Annotated in this window: 17 protein-coding genes and 2 tRNA genes; 5 read left to right on the top strand and 14 right to left on the bottom strand. The window is 71.5% G+C overall.

Annotated elements, in window-relative coordinates; all coding sequences use genetic code 11:
• Positions 1-181: 181 nt before the first annotated feature.
• The gene (locus A6V29_RS04500) at positions 182-949 is read right to left on the bottom strand and encodes a TIGR03936 family radical SAM-associated protein (protein ID WP_137159187.1); all 768 of its coding nucleotides are present in this window, start codon (positions 947-949) and stop codon (positions 182-184) included.
• Positions 949-2,892 carry a TIGR03960 family B12-binding radical SAM protein gene (locus A6V29_RS04495; protein WP_137159186.1) on the bottom strand — a complete coding sequence of 648 codons (1,944 nt, stop codon included), beginning with the start codon at positions 2,890-2,892 and terminating at the stop codon, positions 949-951. The genes A6V29_RS04500 and A6V29_RS04495 overlap by 1 nt, the downstream gene beginning before the upstream one ends.
• Before the next feature lie 91 nt (positions 2,893-2,983).
• Here A6V29_RS04495 and A6V29_RS04490 point away from each other — a divergent pair, with 91 nt between their 5' ends.
• Positions 2,984-3,250, top strand: a complete 267-nt coding sequence (locus A6V29_RS04490) for a helix-turn-helix transcriptional regulator (RefSeq protein WP_137159185.1) — start codon at positions 2,984-2,986, stop codon at positions 3,248-3,250.
• Positions 3,247-3,744 carry a hypothetical protein gene (locus tag A6V29_RS04485; RefSeq protein ID WP_137159184.1) on the top strand — a complete coding sequence of 166 codons (498 nt, stop codon included), beginning with the start codon at positions 3,247-3,249 and terminating at the stop codon, positions 3,742-3,744. Before A6V29_RS04490 ends, A6V29_RS04485 begins: the two co-directional genes overlap by 4 nt.
• 128 nt (positions 3,745-3,872) lie before the next feature.
• Here A6V29_RS04485 and ndk read toward each other — a convergent pair whose 3' ends face one another.
• The 4 genes from ndk to A6V29_RS04465 are packed head-to-tail and all read right to left on the bottom strand — an operon-like array spanning position 3,873 to position 6,503.
• Positions 3,873-4,283, bottom strand: a complete 411-nt coding sequence (gene ndk / locus A6V29_RS04480) for a nucleoside-diphosphate kinase (RefSeq protein ID WP_137159183.1) — start codon at positions 4,281-4,283, stop codon at positions 3,873-3,875.
• 11 nt (positions 4,284-4,294) lie between these two features.
• On the bottom strand, positions 4,295-4,696 hold the full coding sequence (locus A6V29_RS04475) for a DUF4233 domain-containing protein (protein WP_137159182.1): 402 nt from the start codon (positions 4,694-4,696) through the stop codon (positions 4,295-4,297).
• Positions 4,693-6,042, bottom strand: coding sequence for a bifunctional folylpolyglutamate synthase/dihydrofolate synthase (locus tag A6V29_RS04470; protein ID WP_137159181.1), 1,350 nt, complete (start codon positions 6,040-6,042; stop codon positions 4,693-4,695). The genes A6V29_RS04475 and A6V29_RS04470 overlap by 4 nt, the downstream gene beginning before the upstream one ends.
• Positions 6,043-6,077: 35 nt before the next feature.
• Entirely contained in the window at positions 6,078-6,503 is a 426-nt protein-coding gene (locus A6V29_RS04465) for a YccF domain-containing protein (protein WP_137159180.1), read from the bottom strand.
• A gap of 80 nt (positions 6,504-6,583) precedes the next feature.
• Here A6V29_RS04465 and valS point away from each other — a divergent pair, with 80 nt between their 5' ends.
• Positions 6,584-9,166 carry a valine--tRNA ligase gene (valS, locus tag A6V29_RS04460; protein ID WP_137159179.1) on the top strand — a complete coding sequence of 861 codons (2,583 nt, stop codon included), beginning with the start codon at positions 6,584-6,586 and terminating at the stop codon, positions 9,164-9,166.
• 49 nt (positions 9,167-9,215) lie between these two features.
• On the opposite strand, the gene A6V29_RS04455 is transcribed toward valS, so the two are convergent.
• The 8 genes from A6V29_RS04455 to A6V29_RS04420 form a co-directional block, all read right to left on the bottom strand.
• The gene (locus A6V29_RS04455; RefSeq protein WP_137159178.1) at positions 9,216-10,130 is read right to left on the bottom strand and encodes a DUF559 domain-containing protein; all 915 of its coding nucleotides are present in this window, start codon (positions 10,128-10,130) and stop codon (positions 9,216-9,218) included.
• A 175-nt stretch (positions 10,131-10,305) separates the two neighbouring features.
• On the bottom strand, positions 10,306-11,574 hold the full coding sequence (gene clpX / locus A6V29_RS04450) for an ATP-dependent Clp protease ATP-binding subunit ClpX (RefSeq protein ID WP_137159177.1): 1,269 nt from the start codon (positions 11,572-11,574) through the stop codon (positions 10,306-10,308).
• A gap of 298 nt (positions 11,575-11,872) precedes the next feature.
• Positions 11,873-12,499 carry an ATP-dependent Clp protease proteolytic subunit gene (locus tag A6V29_RS04445; RefSeq protein ID WP_137159176.1) on the bottom strand — a complete coding sequence of 209 codons (627 nt, stop codon included), beginning with the start codon at positions 12,497-12,499 and terminating at the stop codon, positions 11,873-11,875.
• 21 nt (positions 12,500-12,520) lie between these two features.
• Entirely contained in the window at positions 12,521-13,159 is a 639-nt protein-coding gene (locus tag A6V29_RS04440; RefSeq protein ID WP_502700073.1) for an ATP-dependent Clp protease proteolytic subunit, read from the bottom strand.
• Between the two features lie 247 nt (positions 13,160-13,406).
• Entirely contained in the window at positions 13,407-14,879 is a 1,473-nt protein-coding gene (gene tig / locus A6V29_RS04435; protein ID WP_137159175.1) for a trigger factor, read from the bottom strand.
• 118 nt (positions 14,880-14,997) lie between these two features.
• Positions 14,998-15,071, bottom strand: a tRNA-Pro gene (locus A6V29_RS04430).
• A gap of 51 nt (positions 15,072-15,122) precedes the next feature.
• Positions 15,123-16,577 (bottom strand): amidase, encoded by a 1,455-nt coding sequence (locus A6V29_RS04425; RefSeq protein ID WP_212718988.1) that lies wholly within the window; start codon positions 16,575-16,577, stop codon positions 15,123-15,125.
• 30 nt (positions 16,578-16,607) lie between these two features.
• Positions 16,608-17,636, bottom strand: coding sequence for an LLM class F420-dependent oxidoreductase (locus A6V29_RS04420; RefSeq protein WP_137159174.1), 1,029 nt, complete (start codon positions 17,634-17,636; stop codon positions 16,608-16,610).
• Positions 17,637-17,760: 124 nt separating this feature from the next.
• Between A6V29_RS04420 and A6V29_RS04415 the strand changes: the two genes are divergently transcribed.
• Both A6V29_RS04415 and A6V29_RS21185 read left to right on the top strand, forming a co-directional pair.
• Positions 17,761-17,834, top strand: a tRNA-Gly gene (locus A6V29_RS04415).
• A 648-nt stretch (positions 17,835-18,482) separates the two neighbouring features.
• Complete coding sequence (locus A6V29_RS21185; RefSeq protein ID WP_212718986.1) at positions 18,483-18,893, top strand: hypothetical protein; 411 nt, start codon at positions 18,483-18,485, stop codon at positions 18,891-18,893.
• Positions 18,894-19,059 lie beyond the last annotated feature (166 nt).

The following is a 19,059-nucleotide window of genomic DNA, read 5'->3' as shown; positions in this document are numbered from 1 at the left end:
CGAAGTCTGTGGGCGGCTCCCGCGCGACGGTTGCCGCGGCGGGGAGCCGGAATGCTGTGGTGCGCGCACCCGGTGGTGCTGGGTGCGATGGTGCCTGGTGGAGCTGTGGTCTGCGGGGTGCGGCACGTCTGGCAGCCGTGTCGCGGCGGCGGCGGGCGGGCCTCCGTGGGCCTCCGGCCGGTCAGACCGGGGCGTGCGCTCCCGGGGCGGGAACACCTGCCGTGCGGTCGGGACCGAGCGGATCGGCCACGGTCCCGGTGTCGTCGAGCCGGCCCTGCGCCTCACGCACGGCCCGGGGGGGCAACGGCGGGCGCAGGTCGGCGACGGCACCCAGAGCGGCCAACACGTCGTCGGGTCGTACGGCGGGCGTCACCTGCCGGACGACCATGTGCAGTATGGCACAAGCGGGCCCCGCGGACGCAGAAGCGCTGGTCACCGCCGCGCGGGCGTCGACGTCCTTGAGCCCGTTCTTGGTGCGCTTCGCGACGGTCACGCCGTCGGCCGCGAGGAACCTCTCCACGGCCGGCGCCAGGTCGTCCAGCTCGACGCCGGGCAGCTCGACCCGCCACACCGAGGTGTCGATCCGGTCGGCCAGCGAACCGGTCCCTTCCCCTGCCTCCACGCATTCCAGGACGGCGACGTCCTCGGGCAGCGCGGCGTCCAGGGCGGCGCGCACGGCCTCGGGGTCGCACCGTCGGGCGAGCCCGATCTCCACGTACTCGGCCTCGCTGGCCGCCCCGGTGGGAGCCGCCCCGATGTAGGAGATCTTCGGGTGCGGGCTGAACCCGGCGGAGAACGCCATCGGCACCTGCGCCCGGCGCAGCGCCCGCTCCAGGGTGCGGGCGAGATCGCGGTGGCTGGCGAAGCGCAGCCGGCCCCGCTTGGCGTAGCGGAGGCGCAGCTTCTGGACCGTCGGCGGCGGAGGGGGGCCGCTGGGCTGGCGGGCCATCAGACGACGGTGAGCGGCAGCAGCGTGCGGCCGGTCGGGCCGATCTGGATCTCGGTGCCCATCGTCGGGCAGACGCCGCAGTCGTAGCAGGGGGTCCACCGGCAGTCGGCGACCTCCTCCTCGGAGATCGCGGCCTGCCAGTCCTCCCAGAGCCACTCCTTGTCCAGTCCGGAGTCCAGGTGGTCCCAGGGCAGGATCTCGTGCTCGGTGCGCTCCCGGGTGGTGAACCAGTCCAGGTCGACGCCGAAGGTGCTCAGTTCCTCGGCGGCCGCCGTCGTCCAGCGGTCGAAGGAGAAGTGCTCGCTCCAGCCGTCGAACTTCCCGCCGTCGCGCCACACGCGCTCGATGACCCGGCCGACGCGGCGGTCGCCGCGGGACAGCAGTCCTTCGATCACGCCCGGCTTGCCGTCGTGGTAGCGCAGCCCGATCGAGCGCCCGATCCGCCGGTCCTCGTTGATCTTCTGCCGCAGCACCCTCAACCGGTGGTCGATGGTGTCGGCGCTGGCCTGGGCGGCCCACTGGAACGGGGTGTGCGGCTTGGGCACGAACCCGCCGATGCTCACGGTGCAGCGGATGTCCTTGCGCCCGCTGGCCTCGCGGCCCGCGCGGATCACCTCGACCGCGAGGTCGGCGATCTCCAGGACGTCCTCGTCGGTCTCCGTCGGGAGCCCGCACATGAAGTAGAGCTTCACCTGCGTCCAGCCGTTGGCGTACGCGGTGGTGACGGTCCGGACGAGGTCCTCCTTGGACACCGTCTTGTTGATCACCCGTCGGATCCGCTCGCTGCCGCCCTCGGGGGCGAAGGTCAGGCCGGAGCGGCGGCCGTTGCGGGACAGCTCGTTGGCCAGGGTGACGTTGAAGGCGTCCACCCGGGTGCTCGGCAGGCTGAGGCTGGTGTTCGTGCCCTCGTAGCGGTCGGCGAGCTGCTTGGCCACCTGGCCGATCTCGGAGTGGTCGGCGGAGCTCAGGCTGAGCAGCCCGACCTCCTCGTAGCCGGTGGCCTTGAGCCCCTGCTCGACCATCGAGCCGATGCCGGTGATCGTGCGCTCCCGCACGGGACGGGTGATCATCCCCGCCTGGCAGAAGCGGCAGCCCCGGGTGCAGCCGCGGAAGATCTCGACGCTCATCCGCTCGTGGACGCTCTCAGCCAGCGGGACGAGCGGCGTCTTCGGGTAGGGCCACTCGTCGAGGTCCATGACTGTGCGCTTGCCGACCCTCGCGGGGACGTCGTCCCGGGTCGGCGTGACGGCGGCGATCGTGCCGTCGGCGGCGTAGCTGACCGCGTAGAACCGCGGCACGTAGACGCCGTCGATCCGGGCCAGGCGGGCGAGCAGCTCCTCGCGGCCGCCGGGCCGGCCCTGAGCCTTCCACGCCTTGACGACGTCGGTGATGTCGCCGACCACCTGCTCGCCGTCCCCCAGGACGGCGCAGTCGACGAAGTCGGCGACCGGCTCCGGGTTGAACGCCGCGTGCCCGCCGGCGACGACGACCGGGTGGCTCTCGTCGCGGGCGACGGCGTGCAGCGGGATGCCGGCGAGGTCGAGCGTCTCGAGCAGGTTGGTGTAGCCGAGTTCGGTGGCGAAGCTGACGCCGAGCACGTCGAAGTCGCGCACCGCGCGGTGGCCGTCGACGGTGAACTGCGGGACGCCGTGCTCGCGCATGAGCCCGGCGAGGTCGGGCCAGACCGCGTAGGTGCGCTCGGCCAGGGCGTCGGGCCGCTCGTTGAGCACCTCGTAGAGGATCATCAGCCCCTGGTTGGGCAGCCCGACCTCGTAGGCGTCGGGGTACATGAGCGCCCAGTGGACGGCGACGTCCTCCCAGGGCTTCACCTGGGCGTTCAGCTCACCGCCCACGTACTGGATGGGCTTCTGGACCTGGGCCAGCAGGGGTTCGAGTCGCGGGTACAGCGACTCCCCGGCGGCGGTGCGGAGCTCGACAGTCATGACACCGCCCAGGGTAGACGGCGCCGCCGGTCGTGCCCGAACCTCGGCGGCCACCTGGTCCATCTGTAGCATTATTGCTACGGTTCATCGCATGGGTCGTCAGCCACGTTCGGACGCCGACCGCGTCCACGACCGCATCGCGGTGCTCCGCGCCGACCGCGGGATCAGCCGGCGTGCGCTCGCCGAGGCGGTCGGGGTGCACCCGCAGACCATCGGCTACCTCGAACGCGGCGAGTACGCGCCGTCGCTGGCCCTCGCCCTGCGCATCGCCCGCTTCTTCGACCTACCGGTCGAGGCGGTCTTCTCCCTCGACCCGCTGCCCTCGCTCAGCTCGAAACTGCTCCGGAGGAACCCGTGACGCCGACCCGCACCTACCTCTCCCGCACCTACGACGACGGCCGCTACGACTGGGCCCGCCGCCGCACCGTCCGCCGGCGGGCGGTGGTCGCGGAGATCGTGCTGGTGGCCGCGCTGGTCGCCGCAACGCTCGTCGCCTCCACCACCTCGGGCTGGTCGACGGCCTACTTCGTCGTCCTGGCCGTCGGGCTGTTCGCGTTCGTGCCGCTGCACTCGGTGCTCAACCTCGGCATTCGCGGCGTCTACGACCGGGCCGACAGCTCCCTGGACGAGCACCAGCAGCGGCTGCGCGAGCGGTCGTTCCTGGCGATGGCCCGCCCGGCGACGCTGCTGCACCTGCTCGCCTGGGCCGGTGCGGTCGCCGTCGTCGCCACGACCGAGCACGTCATGCCGGCGCTGTACGTGGGGTTCCTGCTGTGGTTCGCCGCGGGCCTGCTGCCCTACTGGCACCTGGCGTGGACCGCGCCCGAGGAACCGGCCGACCCCGACCTCTGACGCGCTGTGCCCGCTCCGGCCCCTCGGCCGGGATCAGGTTCCCTGATCGTGCACCGTCCTCCCTCACGTCCCACGACGAGGGAGGACGCTCCGGGATCAGGTTCCCTGATCGTCGCGGGCGGCGGGGGTCAGGCGAGGTCGGGGAAGAAGAGCCCGATCTCGCGCGCGGCGGACTCGGGCGAGTCGGAGCCGTGCACGATGTTGTTCTGCACCTCGAGGGCGAAGTCGCCGCGGATGGTGCCGGGGGCGGCGGTGACGGGGTCGGTCGCGCCGGCCAGGGCCCGGAACGCCTCGATCGCCCGCGGGCCCTCCACGACCAGCGCCATGAGCGGGCCGCTGGTGATGAACTCGACGAGGGAGCCGAAGAAGGGGCGCTCGCGGTGCTCGGCGTAGTGCGTCTCGGCGACGTCGGCGGTCAGCGTCCGCAGCTCGGCGGCGACCAGGCGCAGGCCCTTGCGCTCCAGGCGGGTGATCACCTCGCCGACGAGGCCACGGGCGACGCCGTCGGGCTTGACGAGGACGAGGGTGCGTTCGGTCACGGTGCGGGAGCCTACGGGGTGGCCGCGTCGTCGCCTTCCTCGGCGCCGGGAACGGGCACCGGCCCGAACGCCGAGCCGAGCAGTTCCCTGCGCACCTGCAGCAGGTAGAGCCAGATCAGCACGAAGGCACCGGCCACGAACCACATCGCCGGGTTGAGCAGCCCGGTGAGCAGCAGCGGAACCTGCAGGACGGTGCCGATGAGGACTCCGCGCTCCCGCCGCTGTACGCCGGCGGAGAGGATCAGCAGCAGGGAGAGCGCCAGCAGCAGCGTCAGCCGGGCTGCGCCCAGCCCCTCCTCGGTCTGCGCGATGCCGCGCGGCACGAACAGGACGGCGAGGCCCTCCAGCGCCAGGATCCCCGCGGCGGCACCGCCCAGCCCCCGAGCGGCGCGGGCCGGATCGGCGGCCGTCACGGGCGCCGACCCAGCAGGGCGCGCGCCTCGCCCGCGGTGATGACGCTGCCGGTGACCAGCACGCCCGAGCCGCCCAGGGCGTCGTCGGGACCGGCCTCCGCGAGTTCGACGGCCTCGGTGATCGCCTCGCCGAGCCGCGGCGTGACGCTGACCCGATCGGCGCCGAAGACCTCGACGGCCAGTGCCCCGAGCTCGTCGGCCGGCAGGGCGCGCTCCGAGGCGTTCTGGGTGATCACGACCTCTGCGCAGAGGTCCTCGAGCGCGGCGAGCATGCCCAGAACGTCCTTGCCGCGGACGGCGCCGACGACCCCGACGAGCCGGGTGAAGTCGAAGGACTCGCGGATGGCCTCCACCGTCGCGGTCATCCCGGCGGGGTTGTGGGCGGCGTCGACCAGCACGGTGGGGCTGCTGCGCACCCGCTCCAGCCGGCCGGGCGAGCGGACGGCGGCGAAGGCGGCCCGCACGGTCTCCTGCTCGATCGGGCCGGTCGCGGCGCCGGCGCCGAGGAACGCCTCGACAGCGGCCAGCGCCGTCACCGCGTTCTGCGCCTGGTGCGCGCCGAACAGCGGGAGGTAGATCTCCTCGTACTCGCCGCCCAGACCTTGCAGGCGGACCTGCTGCCCGCCGACGGCGACCCGGCGCTCGAGCACGCCGAACTCGGTGCCCTCCCGGGCGACGACGACGTCCATCTCCACGGCCCGCCGGAGCAGCGCGTCCAGCGCGCCGGGCTCCTGGTGGGCGAGCACCGCGATCGCGTCGGCTTTGATGATCCCGGCCTTCTCCCCCGCGATCGTCGGGACGTCGGGGCCCAGGTACTCAGCGTGGTCCAGGGCCACGGGCGTGACGACGGCGACCCGCGCGTCGGCCACGTTGGTGGCGTCCCAGGTGCCGCCCATGCCCACCTCGACGACGGCGACGTCGACGGGGGTGTCGGCGAACAGCGCGTAGGCCATCCCGACCATCACCTCGAAGAAGCTCATCGGGTGCTCGCCGGCGGCGTCGACCATCTGGACGTAGGGGGCGATGTCCTCGTAGGTCTCGACGAAGCGCTCGGCGCTCACCGGTTCGCCGTCGAGGACGATCCGCTCGCGCATCGACTCCAGGTGCGGGCTGGTGAAGCGGCCCACGCGCAGGCCGAAACCACGCAGCAGCTCGTCGATCATCCGCGCCGTGGTCGTCTTGCCGTTGGTGCCGGCCACCTGGATCACCGGGGTGGCCCGGTGCGGGGCGCCCAGCAGGTCGACCAGGGCGTTGATGCGGGTCAGGGAGGGCTCGAGCCGGGTCTCCGGCCAGCGGGCCAGCAGCTCCCGCTCCACCCGGGCCAGGTCGCCGGTGCTGCTGCTCACGGGTACGAGGATGCCAGCCGCCCCGGGGACGCTCCCTACCGGACGACGGTGCTGCCCGCGTGCAGGTAGTCCCGCGGCGGCTCGGCGTCGACGATCCGCTTGCCGAGCGGGACCAGGGCGACGGCGGCCATCTTGAACGACGCGACGCCGAACGGGATGCCGATGATCGTGACGACGAAGCCGACGCCGGCGAGCACGTGCAGCAGCGCCAGCCACCAGCCGGCGAGGACGAACCAGAGCACGTTGCCGATCGCGGAGGCGAGCCCGGCGCCCGGGTCGGGGACCATCGTCCGCCCGAACGGCCAGAGCACGAACACCGCCAGCCGGAACGAGGCGATGCCGAACGGGATGGTCACGATCAGCAGGAAGGCGATCACGCCGGCCAGCGCGTAGGCGAGCGCCAGCCACCACCCCACGAGCAGCAGCCAGACGACGTTGAGCACCACGCGTAGCGCATCCATGCCGGTTCCAGCGGACGGCAGCGCACCGGTGTTCCCCTGCGCCGGGAAGCCCGTTGCCCGGCCTTTCTAGGATGGCGCCCATGGCTTCCGACATCGCGACCCCGGACACCGCCGCCCCGGGAGCCGGCGTCGTCGTACCCGACAAGCCCACCGTGGACGGGCTCGAGGAGAAGTGGGTCGCGCGCTGGGCGGCCGAGGACACCTACCGCTTCGACCGCGCCGCTGCGCTGCACGCGCCGCGGGAGCAGATCTACGCCATCGACACTCCCCCGCCGACGGCGTCGGGCTCGCTGCACGTCGGCCACGTGTTCAGCTACACGCACACCGACTTCATCGCCCGCTACCAGCGGATGCGCGGCAAGCACGTCTACTACCCGATGGGCTGGGACGACAACGGCCTGCCCACCGAGCGCCGGGTGCAGAACTACTACGGCGTCCGGTGCGACCCCTCGCTGCCCTACGACCCGGCGTTCGAGCCCCCCGCGAAGCCGGGCAAGGACCAGGTGCCGGTCTCGCGGCGCAACTTCGTCGAGCTGTGCATGCAGCTGACCGAGGCCGACGAGGCCGAGTTCGAGAAGCTGTGGCGCCGCGTCGGCCTCTCGGTGGACTGGACCAACGTCTACCGGACCATCTCGGAGACCTCCCGCGCCACCGCGCAGCGGATGTTCCTGCGCAACCTCGCGCGCGGCGAGGCCTACGCCCAGGAGGCACCGACCCTCTGGGACGTCACCTTCCGCACCGCCGTCGCCCAGGCCGAGCTCGAGGACCGCGACCGTCCGGGCGCCTACCACCGGATCTCTTTCTCCGGCGCGTCCGGCCCGGTGTTCATCGAGACCACCCGGCCCGAGCTGCTGCCCGCCTGCGTGGCGCTCGTGGCCCACCCCGACGACGAGCGGTACCAGCCGCTGTTCGGGACGACGGTGACGACGCCGCTGTTCGGCGTCGAGGTGCCGGTGGTGGCGCACCGCCTGGCCGAGCCGGACAAGGGCTCGGGCATCGCGATGATCTGCACCTTCGGTGACCTCAACGACGTCACCTGGTGGCGCGAGCTGCAGCTGCCCACGCGGGCGATCGTCGGCTGGGACGGCCGGATCCTGCCCGAGCCCCCGGCCGGGGTGCCCGCGGAGCCCTACGCCGAGCTGGCCGGCAAGACGGTGTTCAGCGCGCAGCAGCGGATGGTCGAGATGCTGCGCGAGTCGGGCGACCTGCACGGCGACCCGAAGCCGATCACGCACCCGGTGAAGTTCTACGAGAAGGGCGAGCGGCCGCTCGAGATCGTCACCACGCGGCAGTGGTACATCCGCAACGGCGGCCGGGACGAGGACCTGCGCCAGGCGCTGATCGCCCGCGGCCGGGAGATCCAGTGGGTGCCCGAGCACATGCGGTACCGCTACGAGAACTGGGTGGAGGGCCTCAACGGCGACTGGCTGATCAGCCGCCAGCGGTTCTTCGGCGTCCCGTTCCCGGTCTGGTACCGGCTCGACGAGACCGGTGAGCCGATCCACGACGACCCGATCGTCGCCGACGACGCGTCGCTGCCGGTGGACCCGTCCTCCGACGTCCCCCCGGGCTTCACCGCCGACCAGCGCGGCGAGCCGGGTGGGTTCATCGGTGACCCCGACGTCATGGACACCTGGGCGACGTCGTCGCTCTCGCCGCAGGTGGCGTCGGGCTGGGACACCGACCCGGAGCTGTTCGCGGCGGTCTTCCCGATGGACCTCCGCCCGCAGGCGCACGACATCATCCGCACCTGGCTGTTCTCCACGGTCGTGCGCTCGCACTACGAGTTCGACACCGTGCCGTGGACGCACGCCGCCATCTCCGGGTTCGTCGTCGACCCCGACCGCAAGAAGATGTCGAAGTCGAAGGGGAACGCGACCACGCCGATCGACGTCCTGGAGCGGTACGGCACCGACGCCGTGCGCTGGCGGGCCGCCGGCGCTCGGCCGGGAGCGGACTCGCCGTTCGACGAGACGCAGATGAAGGTCGGCCGCCGGCTGGCCATGAAGATCCTCAACATCGGCAAGTTCGTGCTCGGGCTGGGCGCCTCGGCGTCGCTCTCCGCCGAGCAGGTGACCGAGCCGATCGACCGGGCCGTGCTGACGGGGCTGGCCAAGGTCGTCGACGAGGCGACCGCGGCGATGGAGGCCTACAACTACACGCGAGCCCTCGAGGTGACCGAGACGTTCTTCTGGTCGTTCTGCGACGACTACGTGGAGCTGGTGAAGTCCCGCGCCTACGGGACCGGCCCGGCGGCGACCTCCGCGCAGGCCGCGCTGGCGGTGGCCCTGCAGGTGCAGCTGCGACTCTTCGCGCCGGTGCTGCCCTACGTCACCGAGGAGGTCTGGTCCTGGTGGCAGGCCGGTTCGGTGCACCGCTCCTCGTGGCCGGTGGCCACCGAGCTGCCCGCCGACGGCGACCCGGCCGTGGTGTCGGCGACCGCCGCCGCGCTGGCCGGGGTGCGCAAGGCCAAGTCCGACGCCAAGGTGTCGATGCGGGCCGACGTGCAGACGGCGACGGTCACCGCACCGGCCGCGCAGATCGCCGCGCTCGAGGCGGCTCGGGGCGATCTGGTCGACGCGGGCCGGATCGAGAGCCTCTCGCTGGAGGCCGGCGACGGCGACCTGCGCGTCGACGTCGTCCTCGCCCCGACCCCGGACTGACCGCGAACAGTGTGCGCTGATGCCTAGGAGCCACGTTCAGAACTAGGCATCAGCGCACACCGAACAGCGCCCGCCGGGCCTCGTACGCCGCGAGGACGTCCCGTCGGCACGCAGCGGCAGCCGTCGTCATCCGCCGGAACCCGAAACGCAGGGTCTGCCAGCCGATGGTGGCGACCAGCGCATCACGCCGGATGTCGCGTTCGCGCTGCTGTCGGGAGCCGTGCCATGCGGCGCCGTCCATCTCGACAGCGAGCTGGACCTCCTCGTAAGCGACGTCCAGGACGAAGAGCTCCCCGCCGACGACGAGGCGACGCTGCTGGACGAACGGCGGCATCCCCGGCCCGCGGAGCACGTTGAGGCAGCCCCAGATCTCGAGCTCGCTCTGGCAGCCGTCGGCAAGCAGCCCGATGAGCCGGTCGAGCTCCGCCCGACCGGGGAGCCGCGCTCGACGGTCCAGTTCCCACCGGAGGTCCGCCGGCGTGCAGAACCGGCGGCGGACGGCGGCGATGACGGCGGCCCGTAGGTCCGGCCGGCGCAGCGGGGCCGGCCGCGCCCACGCGTCGACCAGGGAACGCTCGACCGACGTCACGGAGAGGCCGCCCACCCGGCGGCGCTCGCCGTCGATTCCTTGCGACCGGTGCACGGCCAGTCCGCTGGAGCCGCGAGCGCTCTGGTGGAGATCCACCGTGAGGTGCACCGGGCCGGGCGGATGCTCGATGAGCTCCCACAGCGCCAGCGCGGTCGTGTGGCTCGCGACCGCGCCGTCCCGCGTGGCGAGGGCAGCCGCTATCCGGGTCCGCCAGGAGGCGGCCGACGACGGCAGCGCGAAGAGCCCCGGTGCCAGGCGGACGAGCTTTCCCCTCGCGACCCAGAGGTCGACGGTCTGCCGGCTGACCCGGGTGAGGAGCTCGGGCCGGGTCACCCAGCCGTCGGCCCCCACAGCTGCGTCGACGTCGATGACCACCGGGACAGGGTGGCCGTCCGGGACCGGCCGCGGGGCGACGGCGCCCGATCTGTGGACAGGCCCTCGAACCGTGTGCGCGGATGTCGGAAAACCGCGCCCGAAACACGGCATCTGCGCCCAACGTGCGGCGAGCCCGCCCCCGGGGACGGGGACGGGCTCGCTGCCACGGGCTGGTCTAGGCGGACTTCTCGCGGCGCTCGCGGGTGGGCTTGCGCGGCACGATCGTCGGGTTCACGTGCTCCAGGACGACCTCCTTGGTGATCACCACGGAGGCGACGTCCTCGCGGCTGGGGATGTCGTACATCACCGACTGGAGCACCTCCTCCATGATCGCGCGGAGACCACGGGCACCGGTGCCGCGGAGGATGGCCTGGTCGGCGATCGCCTCGAGCGCGTCGTCGGTGAACTCCAGGTCGACCCCGTCGAGCTCGAAGAGCTTGCGGTACTGGCGCACCAGCGCGTTCTTCGGCTCGGTGAGGATGTTGATCAGCGCCTCGCGGTCGAGCTTCTGCACGCTGGTGATGACCGGCAGCCGGCCGATGAACTCGGGGATCATCCCGAACTTCAGCAGGTCCTCGGGCATGACCTCGGCGAAGGCGTTGGCCTCGGCGATCTCGGCCTTGCCGCGCACCTCGGCGCCGAACCCGATGCCCTGCTTCGAGGTGCGCTGCTCGATGACCTTCTCCAGGCCGGCGAACGCGCCACCCACAATGAACAGCACGTTCGTCGTGTCGATCTGGATGAACTCCTGGTGCGGGTGCTTGCGGCCGCCCTGCGGGGGCACCGACGCCGTCGTCCCCTCGAGGATCTTCAGCAGCGCCTGCTGCACGCCCTCGCCGGAGACGTCACGCGTGATCGACGGGTTCTCCGACTTGCGGGCGATCTTGTCGACCTCGTCGATGTAGATGATCCCGGTCTCGGCGCGCTTGACGTCGTAGTCGGCGGCCTGGATCAGCTTGAGCAGGATGTTCTCGACGTCCTCGCCGACGTAGCCGGCCTCGGTGAGCGCCGTGGCGTCGGCGATCGCGAACGGGACGTTGAGCATCCGGGCGAGGGTCTGCGCCAGGTGGGTCTTGCCGCACCCGGTCGGGCCCATCAGCAGGATGTTGGACTTGGCGAGCTCGACGCTGTCGTCGCGGCGGTCACCGCCGGCCTGGATGCGCTTGTAGTGGTTGTAGACGGCGACCGAGAGCGTCCGCTTGGCCTGGTCCTGGCCGATGACGTACTGCTCGAGGAAGTCGTGGATCTCCTTGGGCTTCGGCAGCTCGTCGAACTTGAGGTCCGAGGACTCCGAGAGCTCTTCCTCGATGATCTCGTTGCAGAGGTCGATGCACTCGTCGCAGATGTAGACCCCGGGGCCCGCGATGAGCTTCTTGACCTGCTTCTGGCTCTTCCCGCAGAAGGAGCACTTGAGCAGGTCACCGCTCTCACCGATTCGTGCCACCTGCTGACCTCCACCTCGGAACCGCAAGCCCGGTGTCAGGAACCTGCGTCGTCATCGTTGCTGTTCGCCCCTGCACGTCCCGCTCCGCGAGGCACTCCTCCCGGCGCTACCGGCCGGGGTTCGGGCGCCCGCCGAACGTACCTGCCGCCACCGACGCGATCGGGCAATGACTCACCCGGTCTCGCACCGGCCGTCTAACTCCGTACCGCTCGCCCCTCACCTCCGTACGAGGCCGCTCCTGCCGTCGACGGTACGGGCCGAGGACGCGACACGCGCGGACTCGGCCCGTACCCCGAGGTCAGGAAGTGAGCGCGTTCAGCTTCCTGCTCTGGATGACCTGGTCGACCATCCCGTACTCCTTCGCCTCCTCGGCGGTGAGGATCTTGTCGCGGTCGATGTCCTGGCGGACCTGCTCGACCGACCGGCCGGTGTGCCGCGCGAGGATCTCCTCCATCTGCGTGCGCACCCGCTGGATCTCGGCCGCGTGGATCTCGAGGTCGGAGACCTGGCCGCCCGCCTCGCCCGAGGGCTGGTGGATCAGCACGCGGGAGTACGGCAGCGCCAGTCGCTTGCCCGGGGTCCCGGCCGCGAGCAGGACCGCGGCGGCGGAGGCCGCCTGTCCCATGACCACGGTCTGGATGTCCGGGCGGACGAACATCATCGTGTCGTAGATCGCCATGAGCGACGTGAACGAGCCGCCGGGCGAGTTGATGTAGATCGTGATGTCACGGTCGGGGTCGGTCGACTCCAGCGTGATCAGCTGGGCCATGACGTCGTTGGCCGAGGCGTCGTCGATCTGCACGCCGAGGAAGATGATCCGTTCCTCGAACAGCTTGTTGTAGGGGTTGGACTCCTTCATGCCGTAGCTCGTGCGCTCCACGAAGGAGGGCAGGATGTAGCGGCTGGAGGGCATCTGGAAGCTCATCGGTATCTGTCCTCGCAACACTCAGTTGTCGGAGACCGGGTTGGCGCTGTCGGTCATGGTCGCGCGGCTGACGACGTGGTCGACGAAGCCGTACTCGAGGGCCTCCTGCGCGGTGAACCAGCGGTCGCGGTCGGAGTCCTTCTCGATCTGCTCGACCGGCTGCCCGGTGTGGAAGGACTGCAGCTCGTTGAGCTCCTTCTTGGTCCGGCGGAACAGGTCGGCCTGGATGGCGATGTCGGCCGCGGTGCCACCGACGCCGGCGGAGGGCTGGTGCATCATGATCCGCGCGTGCGGCAGGGCGTAGCGCTTGCCCTTGGTCCCCGCGGTGAGCAGGAACTGCCCCATCGAGGCGGCCAGACCCATGCCGTAGGTGGCGACGTCGCAGTCGATGAACTGCATGGTGTCGTAGATCGCCATGCCGGCGCTGACCGAGCCGCCGGGCGAGTTGATGTAGAGGTGGATGTCGCGCTTGGGGTCCTCGGCGGACAGCAGCAGCATCTGCGCGGCGAGCTGGTTGGCGATCACGTCGTCGACCTGCGTGCCGAGGAAGATGATGCGCTCGCGCAGCAGGCGCTCGTAGACGGAGTCGCCGAGGTTCATCCCCCCGCCGTTGGCGCGCAACAGCGGCGCGCTCGCCAGATTCGGGTCGGTAGTGCTCACGGGTGCGGTGACCTCCGTAGAACTGTCTGGAGCAGTCGGTCTCGGGACGGGTGGCTGTGCCGGACGGCGCCCGGGTGCTGGTACGCCCGGTGCTGCGCCTGCGTCCTGTCGACCCTAACGCGCGCCTCCGACGTCGAAGTCCCGGAAGGGGCGCTGTTCGCCGTGGGCGCAGCGACGGGCCCCGGAACGCCGCGACGCCGCCCTGCCGGGAAGGCAGGACGGCGTCGTCGGTCGGGGACGGAGTCCGCTATTCGGCCTTCGTCACGTCCTCGGTGTCCTCGGTCGCGCCCTCGGCGGCCTCGGCGGCGACGGCCTCGACGGCGATGTCGTCGTCAGCCTGCGCCTCGTCGGACCCCTCGTCGGACCCCTCGGCGGACCCGGAGTCGGCGGCCTGGACGGTCTTCGGCCGCAGCGCCTCGAGGTCGACGGTGTTGCCCGACGCGTCGGTGATCGTCGTCTGCTCGAGCAGCTGGGCGAGGGTCTTCGTGCGGCGGACGTCGGCGACGAACTCCGCGATGTTGCCGCCCTGCTGCAGCTGCTGCGCGTACTGCTCCGGGCTCATCCGGTTGCGCTGGGCCTGGGCCATGATCTGCGCCGAGAGGTCGTCGTTGTCGACGGTCACCTCCCGCGCGTCGGCGATGGCGTCCAGGATGAACTGCGTCCGGACGGCCTGCTCGACGTTCTTCCGCTGGTCGGCGTCGTAGTCCTCGCGGCTCTCGACGCCGGACATCTGCAGGAAGCTGTCCCAGTCCATGCCGGCCTGCTGGAGCTCGCCCTCGAAGGCCCGGTTGCGCCACTCGATCTCGCGGTCGACCAGGTTCTCCGGGATCGGCACCTCGACGACCTCGAGCAGGTGCTCGACCAGCTTGTCGCGGGCCTGCGCGCCCTGCTGCAGGACCTTGGTGCGGGCCAGCCGGGTGCGGACGTCCTCGCGCAGCTCGTCGAGGGTGTCGAACTCGCTGGCGGTGGAGGCGAACTCGTCGTCGAGCTCGGGGAGCTCCTTCTCCTTCACCGAGCGGACGGTGACGGTGACGTCGGCCATCTCGCCGGCGTTCGGGCCCGACAGCAGCGCGGTCTGGAAGGACTTCGACTCGTCGGCCGACAGCCCGCGGACGGCGTCGTCGAGGCCCTCCATGAGGTTGCCGGAGCCGACCTCGTAGGACATGCCCGTCGTGGAGCCGTCCTCGAGCACCTCGTCGCCGAGCTTGGCCTCCAGGTCGATGGAGACGAAGTCGCCGTCCTGAGCGGGGCGCTCGACGCCCTGGAGCATGCCGAAGCGCTCGCGCATGACCGAGATCTGCTGGTCGATCTCCTCGTCGGTGACCTCGACGTCGTCGACGGTGACCGCCAGCGAGTCGAGGGCCGGCAGCTCCAGCTGCGGGGCGACGTCGACCTCGGCGGTGAACTCGAGGATCTCGTTGTCCTCGAGCTTGGTCACCTCGATGTCGGGCTGGCCGAGCACGCGGACCTGCTTCTCCCGCACGACCTCGGAGTAGACCTCCGGGATGGCGTGCTGGACGACCTGCTCGAGGACGACGGGCCGCCCGATCCGCTGGTCGAGCACGCGGTTGGGGACCTTGCCCGGGCGGAAGCCGGGGACGCGGACCTGCTTGCCCAGCTCCTTGTAGACCTCACCGAAGGCGTGGTCCAGGTCCCCCCAAGCCACCTCGATAGCCATCCGGACCCGCGTGGGGCCCAGTTCTTCGATGGTGCTCTTCACAGCGGCAGTGCTCCTCGGGGTTGCAGACAGACGGGCGACGGCAGGCGGGCCGACGCGGGATCGACCCCCGAGTCTACGGACGACGCGGGGTCGGTCGCGGCGGCGGGATCGCCAGACGTCGGGGTGACAGGATTTGAACCTGCGGCCCCCTGCTCCCAAAGCAGGTGCGCTACCAAGCTGCGCCACACCCCGTGGCCGCCCGAGTCTAGGCGCGCCGCAGGCGGGCCCACCCGGTGCGATGCCTCAGGCGTGCACGGCCGGACGGCGGTCGGCCCACGGCGCCGCCTCCTCCAACGCGGCGGCCACCCGCACGAGCACGTCCTCCCGACCGAACGCGGCCACGAGCTGGACACCGACCGGCAGCCCCTCCTCGGTCCAGTGCAGCGGCAGGCTGATGGCGGGCTGGCCGGTGACGTTGAACTGGGCGGTGTACGGCATGAAGCTGCCGATCCGCCGCCCCTCCTCCTCCGGCCCGGCCGCGCCGAACCAGCCGAGCTCCGGCGGAGGCGTCGCGACGGTCGGGGTGACGAGCAGGTCGAAGCCCTGGCCACCGAGCTCCTGCGGCGCCCAGAACGCCGCCATCCGGCGGACCCAGCCGCCCAGGTAGGCGCGGGCGCCGAGGTAGTCGGCGGCCGTCATCGTCCGGCCGACGGCGCGGTACCGGGCGTTGCGCGGCTCCAGCTCCTCGTCGGCCACCTCCCGGCCGAGCACCGAGCGCTCCAGGAGCGACAGCGTGAGGGCGGTATCAGCGGCGATGGTGGCGGCGAAGAATCGCGAGAACCCCTCGTCGAACATGCCGTCGGGCATGCCGGTCTCGACGGTGCAGCCGATCTGCTCGAGCAACCGGCCCGCCGCCGCGACGGCGGCTCCGCAGTCGGGGTGGTCCAGGTACCGCTCCCCCGGCGTGGCCTCGAGCAGGCCGACGCGGAGCCGGCCGACCGGCGCACCCACCTCGTCCGCGAGCGGGCGGGCGAACGGCGGCGCGACGTACGGGTCGCCGGGCATGGGGGTGCTGATCGCATCCAGGACCGCGGCGGCGTCCCGGACCGTCCGGGTGATCGCGCCGTCGATGGTGGCGCCGGCCCAGCTCTCGCCGACGTCGGGACCGTGGCTGACCCGGGCGCGGGTGGGCTTGAGGCCGACCACGCCGCACTCGCTGGCCGGGATGCGGATCGACCCGCCGCCGTCCCCGGCGTGGGCCACCGGGACCAGCCCGGCCGCCACCGCGGCCGCGGAGCCGCCGCTGGAGCCGCCGGTCGAGTGCTCCGGGTTCCACGGGTTGCGGGCCGGTGGGTTCGCGACCGGCTCGGTGGTGATCGTCGTGCCGAACTCCGGCACGTTGGTGCGGCCGAGGTGGACGAAGCCGGCGGCGCGGAACTGGCGCGCGAGGTAGCTGTCGGTGGGCCAGCGGTAGCCGGCGTCGCGCAGGAACGACGTCCCGTAGTTGGTCTCGTCACCGGCGACGTGGCAGCCGAGGTCCTTGAGCAGCATCGGCACCCCGCGGAAGGGGCCGGCCGGCAGCTCGCCGCGGGCGTCGGCACGCGCGGCGTCGAACCTGTCGCGCAGCACCGCGTGCAGCTGCGGGTTGACCCGCTCGATCCGCTCGATCGCGTCGTCGACGAGCTCGGCCGGAGATGCCTGGCCCGTGCGCACCAGCTCGGCCTGCGCGGTGGCGTCCATCCATGTGGTCTGCGTCACGCGGTGGACCGTAGCAATCCGGTCGGACGCTCAGCCCGCGGCGTCGACGAGGGCGCGCATCGAGGCGGGGTCGGAGACCCCGCTCAGCAGCAGCGTGCGCACGGGACCGGAGCGCCACAGCTCGAGCCGCTCCAGGACCCGTAGGAGTGGGCCGCACAACGCGATCCCGTCGCAGAGCTCGTCGGGCACCGCCTCGACCGCGCCGGCGCGGTCGCCGGCCAGGTAGAGCTCCTGCACCCGGCGGGCCTCCTCCTCGAAGCCCATCCGGGCGACGACGTCGAGGTGGAAGTTCGTGCCCTTGGCACCCATGCCGCCGATGTAGAGCGCCATCGTCGGCTTGATCCGGGCGATCGCCGCCCGGACGTCGTCGTCGATCACCACGGAGACAGGGCAGGCGACGTCGAAGTCCGCGGCCGCACCGGCGAGGGAGTCGGCGTACAGCGCCGGGCTGCGCTCGGCGTGGAAGAAAAGCGGCAGCCAGCCGTCGGCGATCTCCGCGGCCAGCGCGACGTTCTTCGGTCCTTCCGCACCCAGGTACACGGGGATGTCGGGGCGCAGCGGATGGATGTTGGCCTTGAGCGGCTTCCCCAGCCCCGTGCCGCCCGGGTACGGCAGCGGGTAGTGCTCGCCGTCGTTGGTGACCGGCTCCTCCCGCCGCCAGATGTCCCGGAGGACGCCGACGTACTCCCGGGTCCGCGCGAGCGGCTTCGGGAACGGCATGCCGTACCAGCCCTCGACCACCTGCGGGCCGCTCACGCCGAGGCCCAGGATCATCCGGCCGCCGGAGAGCCGGTCCAGCGTCATGGCGGTCATGGCGGTGGCGGCGGGCGTGCGCGCCGACATCTGGGTGAGCGCCGTCCCGAGCCGGATCCGGCTGGTGTGGGCGCCGATCCAGGCCAGCGGGGTGAAGACGTCGGAGCCGTAGGACTCCGCCGTCCACACCGAGTCGAACCCGGCCGCCTCGGCCGCCTGCGCCAGCGGCACCTGGTCCCCCGGTCCCGGTCCGGACCAGTAGCCGAGCATCAGGCCGAGCTTCAACCGGTCCGTCGCAGCGTCCATGACGCTCTCTCTACCGGGCGGGGTCCCCGCCGGCCAGAGCGCGCGATCGCGGAGGCGGCGGATGCGGCGCCGACGTGGGGCGCACGGGCGGCGAGGCGGGGCCGATAAGCTGTCCGGGTACCTCGCGGGTGTAGCTCAATGGTAGAGCCCCAGCCTTCCAAGCTGGCCATGCCGGTTCGATCCCGGTCACCCGCTCCACGTCCTGACCGGTTCATATGCCCATTTATGCAGCTCAGCCTGGCAGCTGTGCTCCTTCCGTGCCTTAGCGGTGCTGCCCCCTGTTGACCGCTGACCACCGCGTTTGGCCGTTGCTTAAGGCACGCCTAAGGCACGAGCGGATGGAGTCCTCGCTCCACGTTCCTGGCCCGCTCGGCTACGCCGTCCGTAGGTGGCGGCGTTCCAACTGGGTCGAGGGGCGACACCGTCGTGAACACGATGCGCAGTCTGCGAGACCGCGGTGAGACGTACTCTTGCGGCTCTGGCCAAGCGGCGGTGTCTCCCCCGCTGTGGTGGCCAGAAGGTGACACGCGGGAGCGAGAAGCTGACTTGGGCTGGCGGGCCCCGGAGTCTTCCGACTCTGTCTCTAGAGAACGGATTCTCGTGCGCATTGCCCGACTGCACATCCAGCGCTTCCGCGGCTTCGAAGACTTCGTGTTTCTCCCTCGCGCACATGTCGTCGTAGTGGGCGAGCCCCGGGCTGGGCGATCTGACCTTATTGCCGCTCTCAGGCGAGTCTTGGAGCCCCGTAGCGTCCTCGCCCGGCCGAGCGAGTGGGACGTCTATCGGCCATTGCCCGACACCGGGAGCGACCCGGACGGTGTAGCCGCGCTGTTGACTACCGTTGAGGTGTCACTGCTGGAGCTCCCTGACGAGACAGAGCAGGCCTTGCAGGACCGCCTCGAGCTGCTCGACTCGACGTCCGGTGAAGTGGTCGACGAGACAAGGAGCGACGAGGCGGAACTCGGTGTGCGGCTCCGCTACTGCCTGGACTTCGACCGGGCAGAGGAGCGTCTCGAGCATTGGGTCGAGTACCCCAAGACGGGCAACCGCGTTGCCCGGGCGGAACGCGAGCTGCTGGCGGCGTTCGTGCTTGATCGCAATCCGCCATTGCAGCTCCGCGCCGAAGGGGTGCTGCGACGACTGGCCAGTCTCCCGGACCCGGCGGCCCTCGCCAACAGGTTGCAAACGTTCGCCGGCGACATCGCCGCGGCTACCGACAAGCTGGCAGAAAGTCCGGAGGTGCAGGCCGCCCGGTGACGTCCCGCTGAGTGGTGGATGTAGTCCTCACCGTGTCGGTCAGCGGTGTGGTGACTATGACGCGATCAGTGCCGGTTGCGCCACCTCCCTCGCTGACGGGGTCGCCCGGGTGAGCAGGGCCATGGAGCCTTCGGAGAGGTAGCGGCGGTCGGTGACCTGCCATTCG

Source organism: Blastococcus sp. CCUG 61487 (genome assembly GCF_005222955.1).
In the GTDB taxonomy this organism is placed as follows: Bacteria; Actinomycetota; Actinomycetes; order Mycobacteriales; family Geodermatophilaceae; genus Blastococcus.
This window is presented reverse-complemented; position numbering and strand designations above follow the sequence as displayed.

Excerpts from the sequence above, each read along its gene's own strand:
- A6V29_RS04500 (WP_137159187.1), bottom strand. The coding sequence starts at position 949 with ATGGCCCGCCAGCCCAGCGGCCCCCCTCCGCCGCCGACGGTCCAGAAG.
- A6V29_RS04495 (WP_137159186.1), bottom strand. The coding sequence starts at position 2,892 with ATGACTGTCGAGCTCCGCACCGCCGCCGGGGAGTCGCTGTACCCGCGA.
- A6V29_RS04490 (WP_137159185.1), top strand. The coding sequence starts at position 2,984 with ATGGGTCGTCAGCCACGTTCGGACGCCGACCGCGTCCACGACCGCATC.
- A6V29_RS04465 (WP_137159180.1), bottom strand. The coding sequence starts at position 6,503 with ATGGATGCGCTACGCGTGGTGCTCAACGTCGTCTGGCTGCTGCTCGTG.
- valS (WP_137159179.1), top strand. The coding sequence starts at position 6,584 with ATGGCTTCCGACATCGCGACCCCGGACACCGCCGCCCCGGGAGCCGGC.
- A6V29_RS04445 (WP_137159176.1), bottom strand. The coding sequence starts at position 12,499 with ATGAGCTTCCAGATGCCCTCCAGCCGCTACATCCTGCCCTCCTTCGTG.
- A6V29_RS04420 (WP_137159174.1), bottom strand. The coding sequence starts at position 17,636 with ATGGACGCTGCGACGGACCGGTTGAAGCTCGGCCTGATGCTCGGCTAC.